The organism is Phenylobacterium sp., assembly GCF_030651755.1.
Taxonomy (GTDB): Bacteria; Pseudomonadota; Alphaproteobacteria; order Caulobacterales; family Caulobacteraceae; genus Phenylobacterium.
Window position 1 is genome coordinate 1 of record NZ_JAUSBZ010000064.1, and the last position, 15,414, is coordinate 15,414.

Genomic DNA, 15,414 nt, shown 5'->3' on the forward strand with positions numbered 1-15,414 from the left:
ACCGGCGTCAGGGCGTCATCGACGACCGCGACGTCGATCTCGAGCTCTTCGCAGAGCTCACCGATCTCAGCCACCTTGCCCTTGCCGAACAGGGTGGCGGGCATGCGCTTTCGCAGGGGCGCCACCATCCCGCGCCGGACCTCGAGGTCGAGGGCCAGGGCAAGGCCGGTCGCCTCTTCCAGGCGCGCCTGGGAAGACCGGGCGCCGCCGCGGCCTTCTCGTTCGGGATGGATGATGAGCGCGCCTTGGACGGGCGTCTCATGGTCGATGGGTGGGGAACTCAATCGGTCTCGTCTTCCGCCGGCTCATACAGCTGGACGGGCTGGGCCGGCATGATGGTGGAGATGGCGTGCTTGTAGACCAGCTGGGACTGCCCATCACGGCGTAGGAGCACACAGAAATTATCGAACCAGCTCACCACGCCCTGCAGCTTGACCCCGTTCACCAGGAAGATGGTCAGGGGCGTCTTGGCCTTGCGGACACTGTTGAGAAAGGTGTCCTGCAGGTTCTGCTTTTTTTCGCTCATGGCTTTTCGCCCTTTTTTCTCAGATCAAGGGGCCACGCGCCCCCACACACACAAGGCAAGCTAATCCAACCCAGAGCCGCCGTGCAATCACGGTCGGCACATTAGATCGCGGTCTGCTTGGCCCGTTCGATATAGAGGCTCCGCAGGCGCCGCGCCACCGGCCCGGCTGTTCCATCGCCGATGGGCTGGCCGTCAATCTTCACCACAGGCAGGACCAGAGAGCCGGCGCCGGTGATGAAGGCCTCCTTGGCCTGGGCCATCTCCTTGGGCGTGAAGGGGCGTTCCTCAACCTTCAGGCCAGCCTCGCCGATAACGTCGAGCAGGGTGCTGCGAGTGACGCCGCGCAGGATATTGGCCTGGGTGTCGCGGGTGCGCAGGACGCCATCGGGATCCAGAATCCACGCGTTGGCCGAGGCCCCCTCGGTGATCAATCCCATCTCATCGACAAACAGGGCCTCGCCGGCCCCTTGTTCCCTGGCCGTCTGTCGGGCCAGGACATTCGGCAACAGGCCTACGGTCTTGATGTCGCAGCGCCCCCAGCGGTTCTCAGGGGTGGTGATCACGGAAATGCCAAGGGCGGCCTTGGCCTCGCTCGCCGCCCGATCGAGGGCCTTGGCCGTGATGACCACAGCTGGCCGGACAAACCCCTCGGGGAAGGCATGATCCCGCGGGGCGACGCCGCGACTGATCTGAAGATAGATCAGCCCCTCGCGAACCCGGTTCCGCCGCAGCACTTCGCGCAGGACGATCGTCAGGGCCTCGCGCGACATGGGTTCGGGGATCCGCAGCTCGCCGAGGCTACGCTTGAGACGGGCGAAGTGGCCTTCGGCGTCCGCCAGCTTGCCGCCGAACACCGACCAGACCTCATAGACCGCATCGGCCAGCTGATAGCCGCGGTCCTCGATATGCACACAGGCTTCGGAATGCGGCCCATAGCGACCGTTTACGTAAGCGATACGCCCCATGACTATTCGACGCCCTCCTCGAGCGCGCGGGCCCCCGACAGGCCGAGGGATTTGAGTTTACGGTGGAGGGCCGAACGCTCCATGCCGATGAAGGCCGCCGTGCGAGAGATGTTGCCCGAAAACCGCATCATCTGGGCGCTGAGATATTCTCGCTCGAAGGTTTCCCGGGCCTCGCGGAGCGGCAGGGCGATGATCTTGTCGGCCCCGAACATCCCACCGCCATCGGCCGGCGGCGCGTCCGAGGGCACCATTTCGGCGGTGATCGGCTCATTGGGGTCACCCGCGCTGAGGATCAGCATCCGTTCGACCACGTTTCGCAGCTGACGCAGATTGCCGGGCCACGGGCGGACCTGCAGGGCGCCGATGGCGTCCTCCGACAGGAAGCGTCTCGGCATTCCGCTGGCCTCGCAGATCCGCTCGATGAAGTTCTCCACAAGCTCAGGAATATCCTCCCGCCGCTCCGAAACCCCCGGCACGGCGACGGGCACGACGTTGAGGCGATGGAAGAGATCCTCGCGGAAGCGGCCCTCGGCGATCTCCTCGCGCAGATTGCGGGAGGTAGAGGAAATCACCCGAACGTCCACCTGGACGTCGGCGTCGCCATTCACCCGGCGAAAGCGTTGCTCGACCAGGACACGCAGGATGCGGCTCTGGGTCTCGCGGGGCATGTCAGCCACTTCGTCCAGATAGAGGGTGCCGGCGTGGGCGCGCTCGAACACGCCGATCTTGCCAGGCCGTCCGCCCTCGCCTTCGACGCCGAACAGCTCGACATCCATCCGCTCGGGCGTCATGCCGGCGGCGCTGATGGCCACGAACTCGCCCTTGCCCCTGGGGCTGGCGGAGTGGATGAGGCGCGCGACGGTCTCCTTGCCCGACCCCGGGGGGCCAGCGATCAGCACCCGGCTGTTGGCGGCGGCCAGCTTGGCGATCATCTGCCGCAGGTGCTGGGCGGGCATGGACTTGCCGATCAGGCCCTCGGGCATGATGGCCTGGGTCCGCAGTCGGCGGTTCTCCCGCCGCAGATTGGCCGCCTCGAGGGCGCGATCGACCACCAGCAGCAGCCGGTCGGACTTGAAGGGCTTCTCCAGGAAGTCATAAGCGCCACGCTTGATGGCGCTGACGGCGGTTTCGATATTGCCGTGTCCGGAGATCATGACCACCGGAAGGTCCGGATCGAGGGATTTCAGCAGGTCGAGCAGCTCAAGGCCGTCCATGCCGCCGCCCTGCATCCAGATGTCGAGGATCAGTAGCGCCGGCCGACGAGCGCGCACGGCGGCGAGGGCCGTCTCCGAATCCGAAGCGGTCCTGACCTCATAACCCTCATCGGACAGGATGCCGGCCACGAGGTCGCGGATATCGGCCTCGTCGTCCACCACCAGCACATCAGCGGCCATGGGCTTCTCCTTCGAGCATCATTTCGTGGTCATGAGGGGCGCCGCCCGCGGTGGCCCCAGCGGCCGGCAGACGCTGGGTCACAAGGGCGCCGCGCCCCCGGGCGGCGTCCGTCAGCAGCAGCTCGCCCCCATGGTCCTCCAGGATCCGCTTGACGATCGCCAGGCCGAGGCCGGTGCCCTTTTCCCGGGTGGTCACATAGGGCTCGGTCAAGCGGTCGCGATCCTTCTCCGGCAGGCCGACCCCATTGTCCTCGACCTCGACCGTCACCGTCTCGGCCGTGGCCGACATGCGCACGCGGATGCGCCCGGCCGGCCGGGGGGTCGTCTCCATCCGGGCGTGAACCGCTTCAGCGGCGTTCTTCAGGATATTGGTGAGCGCCTGGGCTAGCATGCGGCCGTCGGCCATCACCGAGACCTCAGGCGCCGGCTCGCTCAGTTCGATCTTCAAATCCGGATTGGCCACCGCCTGGGCGAACACCTGGGCCCGGACCAGTTCAGCCAGATCCTGGGGTGAGAAACGCGGCGCAGGCATCCGGGCGAAGGCCGAAAACTCGTCCACCATCCGCCCGATGTCCCCAACCTGCCGAACAATGGTGTCCGTACACCGGTCAAAGGTCTCGAGATCGGCGGGCGACACATCCTTGCGGAACTTCCGGCGAATGCGCTCCGCCGACAGCTGGATTGGCGTCAGCGGATTCTTGATCTCGTGGGCGATGCGTCGGGCGACATCCTTCCAGGCGGCGTTACGCTGGGCGGCCACCAGCCGGGTGATGTCGTCGAAGGTCAGCACAAGGCCGCTCTCGCTGCGGCTGGCCCGCACCCTGAGACGATGGCTCTCCCGGGCCCGCTGGATGTCCACCTCAGCCTCGGCCTCGCCGGCGATGGCCGCCTCGCCCGCGACCGCGCTGAGCTCTGGCGCCAGTTCGGCCAGCGTTCTTCCGTTCACCGCCCCGTCGTCCAGGTCGAGGAGCTGTGCGGCCTGCCGGTTCAAGGCGGAAATCCGCCCGTGGCTGTCCAGGCCGATGACCCCGGCGCTGACCTCTGACAAGACGGTCTCGATGAATTCCCGGCGGCCTTCGGCCTCGTCACTGGCCCGACGCAACGCCTCCTGCTGAGCCTGAAGATCGTGCGTCATACTATTGAAAGCGCGTGATAATACAGCGATCTCTTCGGGATCGCTATCAGCATCAACGCGCGCGCTCAGATCGCCGCCCGCGACCCGACCGGCAGCCTGGACGAGACGCGCCACAGGGCCGGAGATGGCGTTCGCCGCCGACATGCCCAGCCACACGGCGCCCACCAGCACCAGCAGGGCTGTCTCCACATAGGAGAGGGCGAACACGGTCTGGATGCGGGCCCGGCTCTGGGCGGCCTCTCGGTACGAGATCAGCGAACCCTCGGCCTCGATGAGGTGGGTGATGATTCCCGATTCCACGGGTCTGGCCACATAGAGGTAGGCGTCCGGATAGGCGTTGAGGCGATAGAGCGCCCGCATGAGATCGGAGGAGTCGAAGGCTGGGACGGAGATGTCGCCCTCGTCGGCGGCCTGGAAGCTCGACTCCGGCGGCATGACAAAGGGCGGCGCATCGGGCGCTTCGGTTCGCGCCAGGACCCGCCCCTCCCGGTCGATGAGATAGGCCGCCGGAAAGGCATGGTAGGCCGCCTGATAGGACAGGAAGTGGGTGAAGGTTACGGGCGAGGTCGCCAGGGCCGGCGCGGCGCGATTGAGATCCACCGACATCAGGGAGACATGCTCGCCGATATAGCGCTTCTGATCCTCGACATAGGACCGCGCCACCGTGGCGGAGTTCTCGACCACGGTCTGCACCCGCTCGGAGAACCAGTTCTCCACCCCGCGATTGACCAGCACGCCGTAGAACAAGGCCACCACAACCGCCGGCGCCACCGCAGCCAGGGCGAACAGGGTGACAAAGCGCAGATGCAGCCTTGCGCCCGCGTCCACAGAGCGGGCGTCCAGCAAGGCCAGCAACCGGAAACCGACCAGGGCCGCCAGGGTCAGGATCAGCACCAGATTGAGGCTGAGGACCGTCAGTATGGTCGTGGAAGCCGATCGCAGAGGACCAGCCGTCGGCGGCGAGGCGGCCAGCAGAATCGCCACCGCTGTAAGGATGGCGGCCAGGACGTAGCCACCACCGAGAACATACTTCGACTGCAACGCGCGCCAGAGTCTGGCGGACGGTCTGACGGCTTCCAAACTTCCGGTCCGAGCGGTCATGATGGGGGCTAGCCTAGGCCCAACTGTGTCTAGAACTCAACACAGATGTTGCCCGATTACGTCAGGTTGACGCCTCCGCCCTGCTCGCTCGCCGTCAGCGCCGCCCACGGGTCAAATCGACCCCCAGGTCCTGAATCTTCTTCCGCAGGGTGTTGCGGTTCAGGCCGAGGATTTCCGCCGCCCGGACCTGATTGCCCCGCGTCGCCGCCAGGGTGAGTTGGATCAGCGGACGCTCCACCTCCTCCAGAACGCGGTCATAGAGTCCCACGGGCGGCACGCCGTCCGGCTGCTCGGCGAAATAGCCGCCAAGATGGCGTTCCACCAGTTGGGCCAGGGTCAGAGGCCCCTCCTGACCGGGAGGATTGGGCTGCTGGTCAGCCAGCTCCCGCTCGACGATGCGCGCGGTGATCAGCTCTTCGGCATAGAGGGCGCAGACCCGCCGGATCAGGTTTTCAAGCTCCCGCACATTGCCCGGCCAGGCGTGCAGCTTCAGACGCTCCAGCGCCGTCTGATCAATGGTCTTGGACGGCAGTCCCTCCCGGTTGGCGCGCAGGAGGAAGGAGCGCGCGAGGTCGGGAATGTCTTCGGTGCGATCGCGCAATGGCGGCAACCGCAGGGGCGCCACATTCAGGCGGAAATACAGATCCTCGCGGAACAGGCCCTGCTGGATCAGGGCGCGCAGATCGCGGTTTGTCGCCGCGATCAGTCGGGCGTTGGGACGTCGGCCGGTCTTGGGGTTGAGCGCCGGCTCAGAGCCGTCGATCACCCGAAGCAGCCGGGTCTGGGCGTCGAGGGGCATATCGCCGATCTCGTCAAGGAACAGGGTGCCCCCGTCGGCCTCCACCAGCTTGCCGCTGTCGCCGTCGGCCCGGCCAAACAGCTCCGTCTCCACCCGTTCGCGGGGCGTGGCGGCCAGGTTGATGACCACGAACTTGCCATCCTTGCGCCGTCCCATGTCGTGCAGGGCCCGGGCCACAAGCTCCTTGCCGGTCCCGGACTCCCCCAGGATCAGAACGGTGAGGTCTGCGCCCACCAGCCGGGCGATGGTGCGATAGACCTCCTGCATGGGCGCCGAGCGGCCGATCAGCGGCAGCCGTTCGTCGCGCATCGCCCGGGCCTGGGCCCGGGACGCCTCGGGATCGGCCGGCCGCGCCAGGGCCCGCCGCGCCAGGGCGGTCATGTCGTCCAGGTCGAAGGGCTTTGGCACGTAGTCGAAGGCGCCGATCTCGGCGGCGTTGACGGCGGTCAGCAGGGTGTTCTGCGCGCTCATGATGATCACGGGCAGTTTGGGCCGCTCCTTGCGGATGCGCGGCAGCACGTCGAACACATTCTCATCGGGCATCATCACGTCGGTGATGACCAGGTCCCCCTCCCCTTCGGACACCCACTTCAGCAGGGTGGCGGCGTTCCCCGTGGCCCGCACCTGATAGCCAAGGCGGGTGAAGGACTGGGAGAGAACCAGCCGGATCGAGGAATCATCGTCGGCGATCAGGATCTTTTTTCCGGCGGCGCTCATGCCGTGATGTCCTTTTCAGTCACAATGGGAAGCAACACCCGGAACACTGTCCGACCGGGTTCGGATTCGAAGTCGATCAGCCCGCCGTGGCCGATCACGAGCTTGGACACCAACGCCAGGCCAAGACCCGCGCCGGTCGGCTTGGTGGTGACGAAGGGCTGGAAGAGGCTCTCACGCAGATGGGCCGGAACCCCTGGTCCGTTGTCCTGAATGCGAACCTCCAGGGGCGCGCCCCGCAGCTGACGGTCCTTGGCCGAACGCACCCGCACCCCATGGCGATAGGCTGTCGTGATGAGCACTTCGCCGCGTCCGTCTCCGCGCATGTGGGCGGCCTCGGCGGCGTTCTTGACCAGGTTCAGGAACACCTGGATCAACTGGTCTTCGTCCCCTGGCGTGGAGGGCAGCGAGGGATCGTACTGTTCGCGCAGGAGCAGGCCATCGGCGACCCCATTGACCGCCAGGGCGCGAACGCGATCCAGCACCTCGTGAATATTGACGGGGTCGCGGGCTGGCGGCGCGTCGTCGGCGAAGACCTCCATCCGGTCCACCAGCCGTTTCACCCGGTCTGTCTCGTCCATGATCAGCTGGGCAAGGGGAACGTCATCGGCCTTCGCGCCTGCCTTCAGAAGCTGCGCCGCGCCACGAATTCCAGCCAGTGGGTTCTTGATCTCGTGGGCCAGCATCCGCCCCAGGCCCATGATGGAGCGCAGGCCCGCGGCGTCTCCGCCGAACTCCGAAAAGACCCCGCCCTTGACCTGCAGCGACAGCAGGACCGAACCGTCGCCCAGGGGCGCCGCCGCCCCGTCGGCTTCAAACAGGGGCTGGCCAAAGAGGCCGATCTCCAGGCCCCGTTCCCGGACCGCCCCGCCCTCTTGCAGGGCTCGGTTCAGGAGGGCGACCAGGGGAGAGTCTGGCGGCAAGGCCGCGCGAAACCGCCCCCGGGCCAGCAGACCAAGGCCCTGACCAAACAGGGCTTCGGCCGCCTCGTTGACGGCCACCAGGGCGCCGGTCCCGTCAATGACCATGGCCGGCTCCGGGCTCAGGTCGAAGGCCGCGGATTTTAGGGCGGAGAGATCGGCGCGGGCCGATGGGGTCTTGGTCCGGCTGTTCATGCGGCCAACCTCGTCTCAGGAGCGCGCCAGAGCGCGATCAATTCGGTTTTGACCTGGGACGCGTCCTCCAATCGGCATAGCCGCGAACGGGCGGCCCGCCTGGCCTCGGCCTGCATGGGCCAAGGCGCGTAATCGATGTAGGCGGCCAGATGCTTGCGGAAGATCCGCAGGCCCAGGCGCTCGCCATAGAACAACAGGCTGTCCTCGAGATGGGCCAGCACGATTCCCAGCCGGGCTTCGACATCGGGTCCCTGGAAGGGCGCGCCGACGAGACCCGACTCGATCTCAGCCGCGATCCAGGGGCGGCCATAGACGCCCCGTCCAATCATCACCCCGTCGGCGCCAGACTGATCGAGGGCAGACCGGGCGCTCTCGGCGTCGACGATGTCCCCATTGACGATCACCGGGACATCCACGGCTCGCTTGACCGCCGCGACGGCGGCCCAGTCCGCGGCGCCGCGATAGAACTGACTGCGGGTGCGGCCGTGGACCGTGACGGCCTGAGCCCCTCTGGCCTGACAGCGCGCCGCCAGGTCCGGGGCGCTGATGGAGGTCTCATCCCAGCCCAGCCGCATCTTCACGGTCACGGGCGCCTCCACGGCCTCGACAACCGCCGCGACAATCGCCTCGGCCAGATCCGGTTCGCGCATCAACGCCGATCCGCAGGCCACGCCGATGACCTCCCGGGCCGGGCAACCAAAATTCAGATCAATGATGTGGGCGCCCGCGCGCGCCGCCAGCCTTGCGCCTTGCGCCATGATCTGGGGATCGCGGCCCACCAGTTGGACGACCATCAGCGGCAGGCCTTCACCGACGGCGGCGCGACGCACCACATCGGGCCGTCCCTTGGCGAACTCGTCAGACGCCACCATTTCGGTCGCCACATATGGAGCGCCCAGACGGCTGGCCGCGCGCCGGAACGGCAGGTCGGAAACACCGGTCATCGGCGCGATCCAAACGCGTCCGCCAACCTCTACCGTACCAACCGTGAGCTGTTTGCTCATTTTATGATCACCCCTACCGCTGGCTTTTTAGGCAATTTGTGCGGCGCCGTAAAGCCTGGACAACATCGCGCCGAGGCCTACACACGGCGCATGAGCTTTTCGGCTATAGTGGTCGCCGCGGGAAGCGGCCTTCGCGCCGGGCCTGGGGCCCCCAAGACCTGGCGCCTTCTCGCACGCCGGCCTGTCGCCCGTTGGTCTGTAGAAGCCCTGGCCGCCGCAGGCGCCCGGGAGATTCTCGTCATCGTGGCCCCAGAGATGCGGCTGGAGGCGGAAACTGCGCTTCAGGGCTTGAGCGCGGTGAAGTTCGCATCCGGCGGCGCCACCAGGGCCGCGTCAGTGCAAGCGGGACTTGCGGCGCTTTCCGCGGCGCCCGAGGCCGAAATTGTCCTCGTCCATGACGCAGCCCGTCCCTTTCTTTCCGCATCCCACATCTCTCGCCTGCTCGCCGCCCTCGACCACGCCGACGGCGCGGTGCTGGCCCTGCCCCTGGCCGATACACTCAAACGCGATGACTCTGGCCACCTCGCCACCCCCGACCGTGAGGGTCTCTGGCGGGCGCAGACCCCCCAGGCGTTCAATCTGGGCGCCCTGCGTCGGGCCTACGCCGCTTGGGACTTTGAAACTGAGCCCACCGATGACGCCCAGGTCGTCGCGGGCTTCGGGGGGCGTGTGGCCCTGATTCCTGGGGACCCCCTGCTCTTCAAGCTCACCTATCCAGAGGACTTCGCCATGGCTGAACATCTGGCGGGGGCCGCGCGGCAGGTGCGTACGGGACAGGGTTTCGACGCCCATCGGTGGGGACCCGGCGACAGTGTCTGGCTCTGCGGCGTTCGGATTGACCACGACCAGAGCCTCATCGGCCACTCTGACGCCGATGCGGGCCTGCATGCGCTCACCGACGCCCTTCTGGGCGCCTTGGGCGCTGGCGATATCGGCGAGCACTTCCCCCCCACCGACCCTCAATGGCGCGGAGCCTCATCGGATCGGTTCCTGGCTCACGCCGGGGCGCTGATCTCCGAACGCGGCGGCGCGATCCTGAATGTGGACGTCACCTTGATCTGCGAGCGGCCGAAGATCCGCCCTTATCGGGACGCCATGCGCGCGCGGCTGGCCGAAATCCTCGGACTATCGGCTGACCAGGTCAGTGTGAAGGCGACGACCACCGAGGGCATGGGATTCACCGGCCGTCAGGAGGGCCTGGCGGCCCAGGCCATCGCCACCATAGAGCTGCCGCGCTAAGGGGTGACGATCAGGTCTGGCCATCAGGGCAGCCAGGTCCAGGTCTCCCGCATGCGGGCGTAGAGCGCGCCCGGGAGATTGGTGTAGGCGTCGGTCCAGGGGGCGGCGAGGCTTCCGTCCGCCGCTTCCCACCGGACGTCATTCTCGTAGAGACGAAGGGCGTCTGGCGTCTGGGCCACGATCAGAACATCCTCAGCCGACTCCCAGAGCACGGGGCTGTCATAGGCTGCGGCGTGACGCTGCAGAAGGGCGGCGCCTCCGGCGGCGGCCGCAACCGCCATCGCCGGCGAGACCAGGTCGAGATTGCGGTTGGACAGGTGCATGACCAGCACCCCGTCGGGTTTGAGTTTGGCGAGGTACATTTCGACCGCCTCGACGGTCAGCAGGTGAGCGGGCACCGCGTCAGAGGAAAAGGCGTCCAGCAGCAGCAGATCGAATCGTCCCTCAGGCTGGTCCTCCAGGGTGAGGCGCGCATCGCCAATGACGTAGTCAATCGGCCCCTTGGCGCACTCGGTCGTGTAGGTGAAGTAGTCGGGATCGTTGGCGATCCGCACCATCAACGGATCGATTTCGAAGAAGGTTAGCTGATCTTCGGCCCGGACATAGGTCGCCACTGTCCCGGTGCCGAGGCCGACGGCGCCGATGGTGAGGCTGGCCTTTTCCGCCCGTTTGGCGGCGAACACCTGGCCGATGGGTGTTTCGGGGGCATAGTAGACCAACGGGCGACAACGGTGCTCAGGCGCCCGAGCCTGGGCGCCGTGGAGGGTGGTCCCGTGGGCGAGCATATGGACGGTCCCGCCCAAGGCCTGGACCGGCATCACCGATTGCCGCGCCACGCCGAAGAAGCTGCGCCAGCTCTGTCGGACGTCAACCCGGTCGCCGGCCATCTGGGCGGACATCAGCAGCATCGAGACTGTGGCCAGGAACAGCAGCGTGCTGCCCCGGAGCAGGAAGGCCGAGACGGTGACGACGCCCAGCAGGATGCGCACGACGGCTTCGCTCTGGGCATAGAGGCCCGCGAGGACCGGGGCGGCGACGACGGCGACGACGCAGACGGCGAACAATCCCCACCGCCAGGCCGCGCCGGTCTCCCAAGCCCACGGTCGGGCCAGGCAGGACAGGGCCAGGACCAGGGGATACTCCCAGACATTGGTGAAGATCACCGGCGCGACGAAGGCGTTGAAAGCCCCGCCGACCACCCCTCCGACGGACAGGCAGAGATAGAATTCCGTCAGTTGAGCCGGGGGCGGCCGTCGCGCCACCAGCGCCTGATGGCAGACCAGGGCGGTGAAGAAGAAGGCCGCCAGGTGGACGCCAAGCTGAATCGCCAGGTTGGTCGTGTGAAAGGGCATGATCACCGCGCAGGCGACAACCGCGGCGGCCTGGAACATCAGCGCCGTCTCCGTGGAGATCGCGGGCCGGTCCTGGAAGGCGATGATGAAGGTCAGCAGATAGAGGGCCAGGGGCACGACCCAGATGAAGGGCGCGGAGGCCACGTCGGTCGTTATATGGGTGGTGACCCCCAGCATCAGGCTGGAGGGGATCGCCGCCAGGGCGATCCAGATCAGTCGCCGCGGCCATGGGCGACCGCTTAAGGCGGTCTCCAGCAGGGCGGCCGCATGAGGCGGTGAAATCTCCACCGCCGGCGCCCGGGCCACCAGGAGTCCAAGGCTCGCCATCAGAACCACGAATCCGCCATAGGCGAGGCTCCAGACGAAGGTCTGGGCCTGCACCGCCAGGGTGGGCTCCACCACCAGCGGATAGGCGAGCAGGGCGATCAAGCTGCCCAGATTGCTCGCCGCATAGAGAACATAGGGCCCGCGCCCCTCCCCTTCACGATAGATGCGCGCGTGCCAGGCCTGGGCCAGGGGGGCGGTAGCCGAAAGCACGGCGAAGGGCGCCCCGACCATCAGGGCCAAGGCCGCCAGCAGCCACAGGGCCGGGTGATCGGAGGTCGGCGGACCCAACAGCTCATGAACCCGAAGCGGCAGCACCAGGGCTGCGATCAACAGGGCGCTCCCGTGGATCATCGCCTGGCGGCGCACCGTGCCGGCCCGCTGCAGAAGATGGGCATAGGCGTAGCCCACCAGCAGCGCGCCCTGGAAGAAGGCCATGCTGGTGTTCCAGACCGCTGGCGCCCCGCCCATCAAAGGCAGAAGCAGTTTGGCGGCCATGGGTTGAACCATGAAGACCAAGGTCGCGCTGGCGAAGACCGTCAGGCCAAACAGGGCCGGCGCCACGGTGCGTTCGGCCTTGGGAAGAATGTCCGGAAGGGTCATGTCGCCGATTCGGCTTGTAAGGTCAGGGCGGCCGATGTTGTGGTCTGGCCGACCCGGCGCCTAGCGCCCTTTCGTTCCTGGTATCGGATACCCCTATGTTTTCCTTGGAAATCGAGACCTTGGCGCGGCTTCTCATCGACGAGGCGCGGCAGAAATCCCTGCGAATCGTCACTGCGGAAAGCTGCACAGGTGGCCTCGTGAGCGCGGCGATCTGCGCCATTCCAGGGGCGTCTGACGTTCTTGAGCGCGGCTTTGTCACCTATTCCAACCGCGCCAAGCAGGAAATGCTGGGGGTCCCTGGCGATCTGATCGCCGACCTTGGGGCGGTGTCTGAGCCGGTGGCGCGGATGATGGCGGAGGGCGCCCTGGAAAACTCCAACGCCCATCTCGCCGTGGCCATCACCGGGATCGCTGGCCCTGACGGCGGCACCCGGATGAAGCCCGTGGGAACCGTCCATATCGCCACGGCCCGGACCAATCACGGCCTGACCCATCGCGCTGAACTGTTTGAGTTCGAAACGCGCTTTGAGATTCAGCAGGCGGCCGCGCAAGCCGCTCTGGAAATGCTGCGCGAGCGGCTGAGCTGAGCCCTCAGGCCGATTTGGCCTGACCGCCGTAGAGCTGATCGGCCCTGGCCTCGAAACAGCCGATCAGCCGATCGACGGCGCTGTGGAAGTTCGCGTTCAGCAGCGCCGCCAGGAGGCGAGACTTGAACTCGAAGTCGATCTCGAACTCGATGCGGGTTCCCGCAGGATCGGGGTGAAACCGCCAGCGGTTCTCCAGCCGCTTGAACGGACCTGAAATCAGACTGACATGGATGGTGCGCGTCGTGGCGTCCCGTCGGACCCGGGTCGAAAAGCGCTCCTTGAGGACAGAAAATCCTACCGCGGCCTCGGCGTCGAGGGTGTCTACGCCCTCCCCGGCGGACCGGAGATTCCAGCTGCGCATCCCGGTAATCCAGGGCACGAAATCCGGATAGCGGTCGACGTCGCCGACCAGGTCGAACAACTGATCAGGGCCGTAGGGCAGCACCTTGTGGACGCGATGGTACAAGACGCGTCTAGGCCTGTAGCGTGGCTTGGCCGTTGGCGCGGGCCTCATAGGCCTGACGCGCGGCCTGAAGCTTGGCGAAATCCTCACCCGCATGATGCGATGAGCGGGTCAGCGGACTGGCCGACACCATCAGGAACCCCTTGGCCCGGGCGATCTCTTCATAAGCGCCGAACTCTTCAGGCGTCACATAGCGATCAATGGCCGCGTGCTTTCGGGTCGGCTGGAGGTATTGGCCAATGGTCAGGAAGTCCACGCCGGCGGCGCGCATGTCATCCATCACCTGCATGACCTCCTCCTTAGATTCGCCGAGGCCGACCATCAGGCCAGACTTGGTGAACTGGGTGGCGTCGCGCTCCTTGACCCGCTCCAGCAGCCGCAGCGAGCTGTAATAGCGGGCGCCGGGCCGGATCGAGAGATAGAGCCGCGGGACGGTCTCCAGATTATGATTGAAGACGTCAGGGCGGGCGTCGATCACGGCCTCAAGGGCCGAGACCGGCTTGCGGAGGAAGTCCGGGGTCAGAATCTCCACCGTGGCCAGAGGCGCCGCCGCCCGTATGGCCCGCACGACCTCGGCGAAGTGGGCCGCCCCGCCGTCGGCGAGATCATCCCGGTCCACGGAGGTGATCACCACATGCTTCAGGCCCATCTTGGCCACCGCATCGGCCACCCGCGCCGGCTCGCTGGGGTCAAGGGGGTTGGGCTTTCCGGTGGTCACGTTGCAGAAGGCGCAGGCCCGGGTGCAGATTTCGCCCATGATCATCATGGTGGCGTGGTTCTGCGACCAGCACTCGCCGATATTGGGGCAGGCGGCCTCTTCGCAGACCGTCACCAGGCCGTGGGTTTTGACGATGTTTCGGGTCGCCGAATAGCCCTCAGACCCCGGCGCCCGCACCCGCAACCAATCGGGCTTGCGCAACAGCGGCGTATCGGGTCTCGCCTGCTTTTCAGGGTGGCGAGGACGCGGCCTGGCCACATTGTCGATGACGACGGTCATAGGCCCTAGATCGTCCCTCCAGGCCTCCGGATCAAGCCGCGAATGTGCGCCCTTGCCTCGGAGGGGCCAACTGCGCTGAAACTGGACCATGCGCCACTGGCCAGCCCTCCTCGCCGCCCTCGTTCTGGCGGCCTGTGATTCGACGGGTCCACGGCCTGCGACTCTCGACAGCCGATCTCCTCCGGGCCTTTCCCCTCGGTTCCTGGCGCCGGAGGGCTGGGCCTGGGGCGCGATCCAGGCGCCAGGGGAGCCGGAGCTCCGCTACGGGGTTTCCGCTCCGGCAGGCCAGGGACGGCGGGCGCATGTGCTGATCCTCCCGGATTCCGGCGAACCGGCGGAGGCCTGGTTCGAGACCATTACAGAGCTGTCCAGCGCCGGCTATGTGGTCTGGACCCTGGAGTGGGAGGCCTTTGGCGGCTCCGGGCGCAGGGTGGGTCCCCACGATATGGCGCATGCGGAGTCTCCGTCCGCCGGCGCCCGCGCCATCGCCGCCCTCACCACCCAGGTAATCCGTCCCGAAACGGACCGGCCCCTGATTCTGCTCGGCTCCGGTGACAGCGCCGCCACGGTCGTGATGGCGCTCCAGGCTGGCGCGCCGGCCGCCGCCGCAATCCTCAGCGCCCCCACCTGGGGTGAGGTCCGCCCTTCCGGGACCTGGGAAGGTCTGGCCCTCCGACTGCGCCTGGGCCGCCTGCCAAGCCCCGAATGGCGGCCATGGTCCCGGGAGGAATCTGAGCAGAACCTGGAGGACATGAACGACCCCTGGCGAGGCCGGGTGACTCATGGATGGCGGCTGGCCAATCCTGATCTCCGACAGAGTGGCCTCAGCCTGGGATGGCGAGCGATGCAGGGGCAGGCGCGGCAAATGGCTCTGGAAGCCCCTGGTCGGTCGACTCGAATGCTGATCCTGACCACGCCTGCCGACCAGACCGCATCTGTCCTCTGTCAGGGCCTCTGGGAATGTGAACGCGTGACCGAACCAGCGACAGCGGCTGCGCCGCACTTGGCGGCTGATCCCACACGCAGACCCTGGGTGGAACAGATCGCGGCATTCATCGCCAAGCAGACCACACCATAGATATCTGAATGGGCTGAA

Annotated in this window: 13 protein-coding genes and 1 pseudogene; 3 read left to right on the forward strand and 11 right to left on the reverse strand. The window is 66.8% G+C overall.

Going from position 1 to position 15,414, the window contains the following annotated elements; genetic code table 11:
• From Q7V15_RS06520 to dusB, 8 genes and pseudogenes are all read right to left on the reverse strand, one after another.
• Window positions 1-284, reverse strand: a pseudogene (locus Q7V15_RS06520) (GTPase HflX); the annotation flags it as partial.
• On the reverse strand, window positions 281-526 hold the full coding sequence (gene hfq / locus Q7V15_RS06525; RefSeq protein WP_293318910.1) for an RNA chaperone Hfq: 246 nt from the start codon (window positions 524-526) through the stop codon (window positions 281-283). The gene hfq and the pseudogene Q7V15_RS06520, both read right to left, overlap by 4 nt.
• A 101-nt stretch (window positions 527-627) precedes the next feature.
• Window positions 628-1,491, reverse strand: coding sequence for a D-amino-acid transaminase (locus tag Q7V15_RS06530; RefSeq protein WP_304754622.1), 864 nt, complete (start codon window positions 1,489-1,491; stop codon window positions 628-630).
• Window positions 1,492-1,493: 2 nt separating this feature from the next.
• Window positions 1,494-2,885 carry a sigma-54 dependent transcriptional regulator gene (locus tag Q7V15_RS06535; RefSeq protein ID WP_304754623.1) on the reverse strand — a complete coding sequence of 464 codons (1,392 nt, stop codon included), beginning with the start codon at window positions 2,883-2,885 and terminating at the stop codon, window positions 1,494-1,496.
• Entirely contained in the window at window positions 2,875-5,121 is a 2,247-nt protein-coding gene (locus Q7V15_RS06540; protein ID WP_304754624.1) for a PAS domain-containing sensor histidine kinase, read from the reverse strand. Before Q7V15_RS06540 ends, Q7V15_RS06535 begins: the two co-directional genes overlap by 11 nt.
• A gap of 94 nt (window positions 5,122-5,215) precedes the next feature.
• Window positions 5,216-6,637, reverse strand: coding sequence for a sigma 54-interacting transcriptional regulator (locus tag Q7V15_RS06545; protein WP_304754625.1), 1,422 nt, complete (start codon window positions 6,635-6,637; stop codon window positions 5,216-5,218).
• Window positions 6,634-7,749, reverse strand: a complete 1,116-nt coding sequence (locus tag Q7V15_RS06550) for a nitrogen regulation protein NR(II) (RefSeq protein ID WP_304754626.1) — start codon at window positions 7,747-7,749, stop codon at window positions 6,634-6,636. Before Q7V15_RS06550 ends, Q7V15_RS06545 begins: the two co-directional genes overlap by 4 nt.
• Window positions 7,746-8,753 carry a tRNA dihydrouridine synthase DusB gene (gene dusB / locus Q7V15_RS06555; protein WP_304754627.1) on the reverse strand — a complete coding sequence of 336 codons (1,008 nt, stop codon included), beginning with the start codon at window positions 8,751-8,753 and terminating at the stop codon, window positions 7,746-7,748. The genes Q7V15_RS06550 and dusB overlap by 4 nt, the downstream gene beginning before the upstream one ends.
• A gap of 90 nt (window positions 8,754-8,843) precedes the next feature.
• On the opposite strand from dusB, the gene Q7V15_RS06560 reads away from it, so the two are divergent.
• A complete protein-coding gene (locus Q7V15_RS06560; RefSeq protein ID WP_304754628.1) occupies window positions 8,844-9,992 on the forward strand; it encodes a bifunctional 2-C-methyl-D-erythritol 4-phosphate cytidylyltransferase/2-C-methyl-D-erythritol 2,4-cyclodiphosphate synthase in 1,149 nt (382 codons plus the stop codon).
• Between the two features lie 23 nt (window positions 9,993-10,015).
• On the opposite strand, the gene Q7V15_RS06565 is transcribed toward Q7V15_RS06560, so the two are convergent.
• Window positions 10,016-12,271, reverse strand: a complete 2,256-nt coding sequence (locus Q7V15_RS06565; RefSeq protein WP_304754629.1) for a spermidine synthase — start codon at window positions 12,269-12,271, stop codon at window positions 10,016-10,018.
• Between the two features lie 95 nt (window positions 12,272-12,366).
• On the opposite strand from Q7V15_RS06565, the gene Q7V15_RS06570 reads away from it, so the two are divergent.
• On the forward strand, window positions 12,367-12,858 hold the full coding sequence (locus Q7V15_RS06570; RefSeq protein ID WP_304754630.1) for a CinA family protein: 492 nt from the start codon (window positions 12,367-12,369) through the stop codon (window positions 12,856-12,858).
• A 4-nt stretch (window positions 12,859-12,862) separates the two neighbouring features.
• On the opposite strand, the gene Q7V15_RS06575 is transcribed toward Q7V15_RS06570, so the two are convergent.
• Entirely contained in the window at window positions 12,863-13,324 is a 462-nt protein-coding gene (locus Q7V15_RS06575; protein WP_370689779.1) for a type II toxin-antitoxin system RatA family toxin, read from the reverse strand.
• Window positions 13,325-13,331: 7 nt separating this feature from the next.
• On the reverse strand, window positions 13,332-14,318 hold the full coding sequence (gene lipA, locus Q7V15_RS06580; protein ID WP_304754632.1) for a lipoyl synthase: 987 nt from the start codon (window positions 14,316-14,318) through the stop codon (window positions 13,332-13,334).
• A gap of 304 nt (window positions 14,319-14,622) precedes the next feature.
• On the opposite strand from lipA, the gene Q7V15_RS06585 reads away from it, so the two are divergent.
• Window positions 14,623-15,396, forward strand: coding sequence for a hypothetical protein (locus tag Q7V15_RS06585; RefSeq protein ID WP_304754633.1), 774 nt, complete (start codon window positions 14,623-14,625; stop codon window positions 15,394-15,396).
• Window positions 15,397-15,414 lie beyond the last annotated feature (18 nt).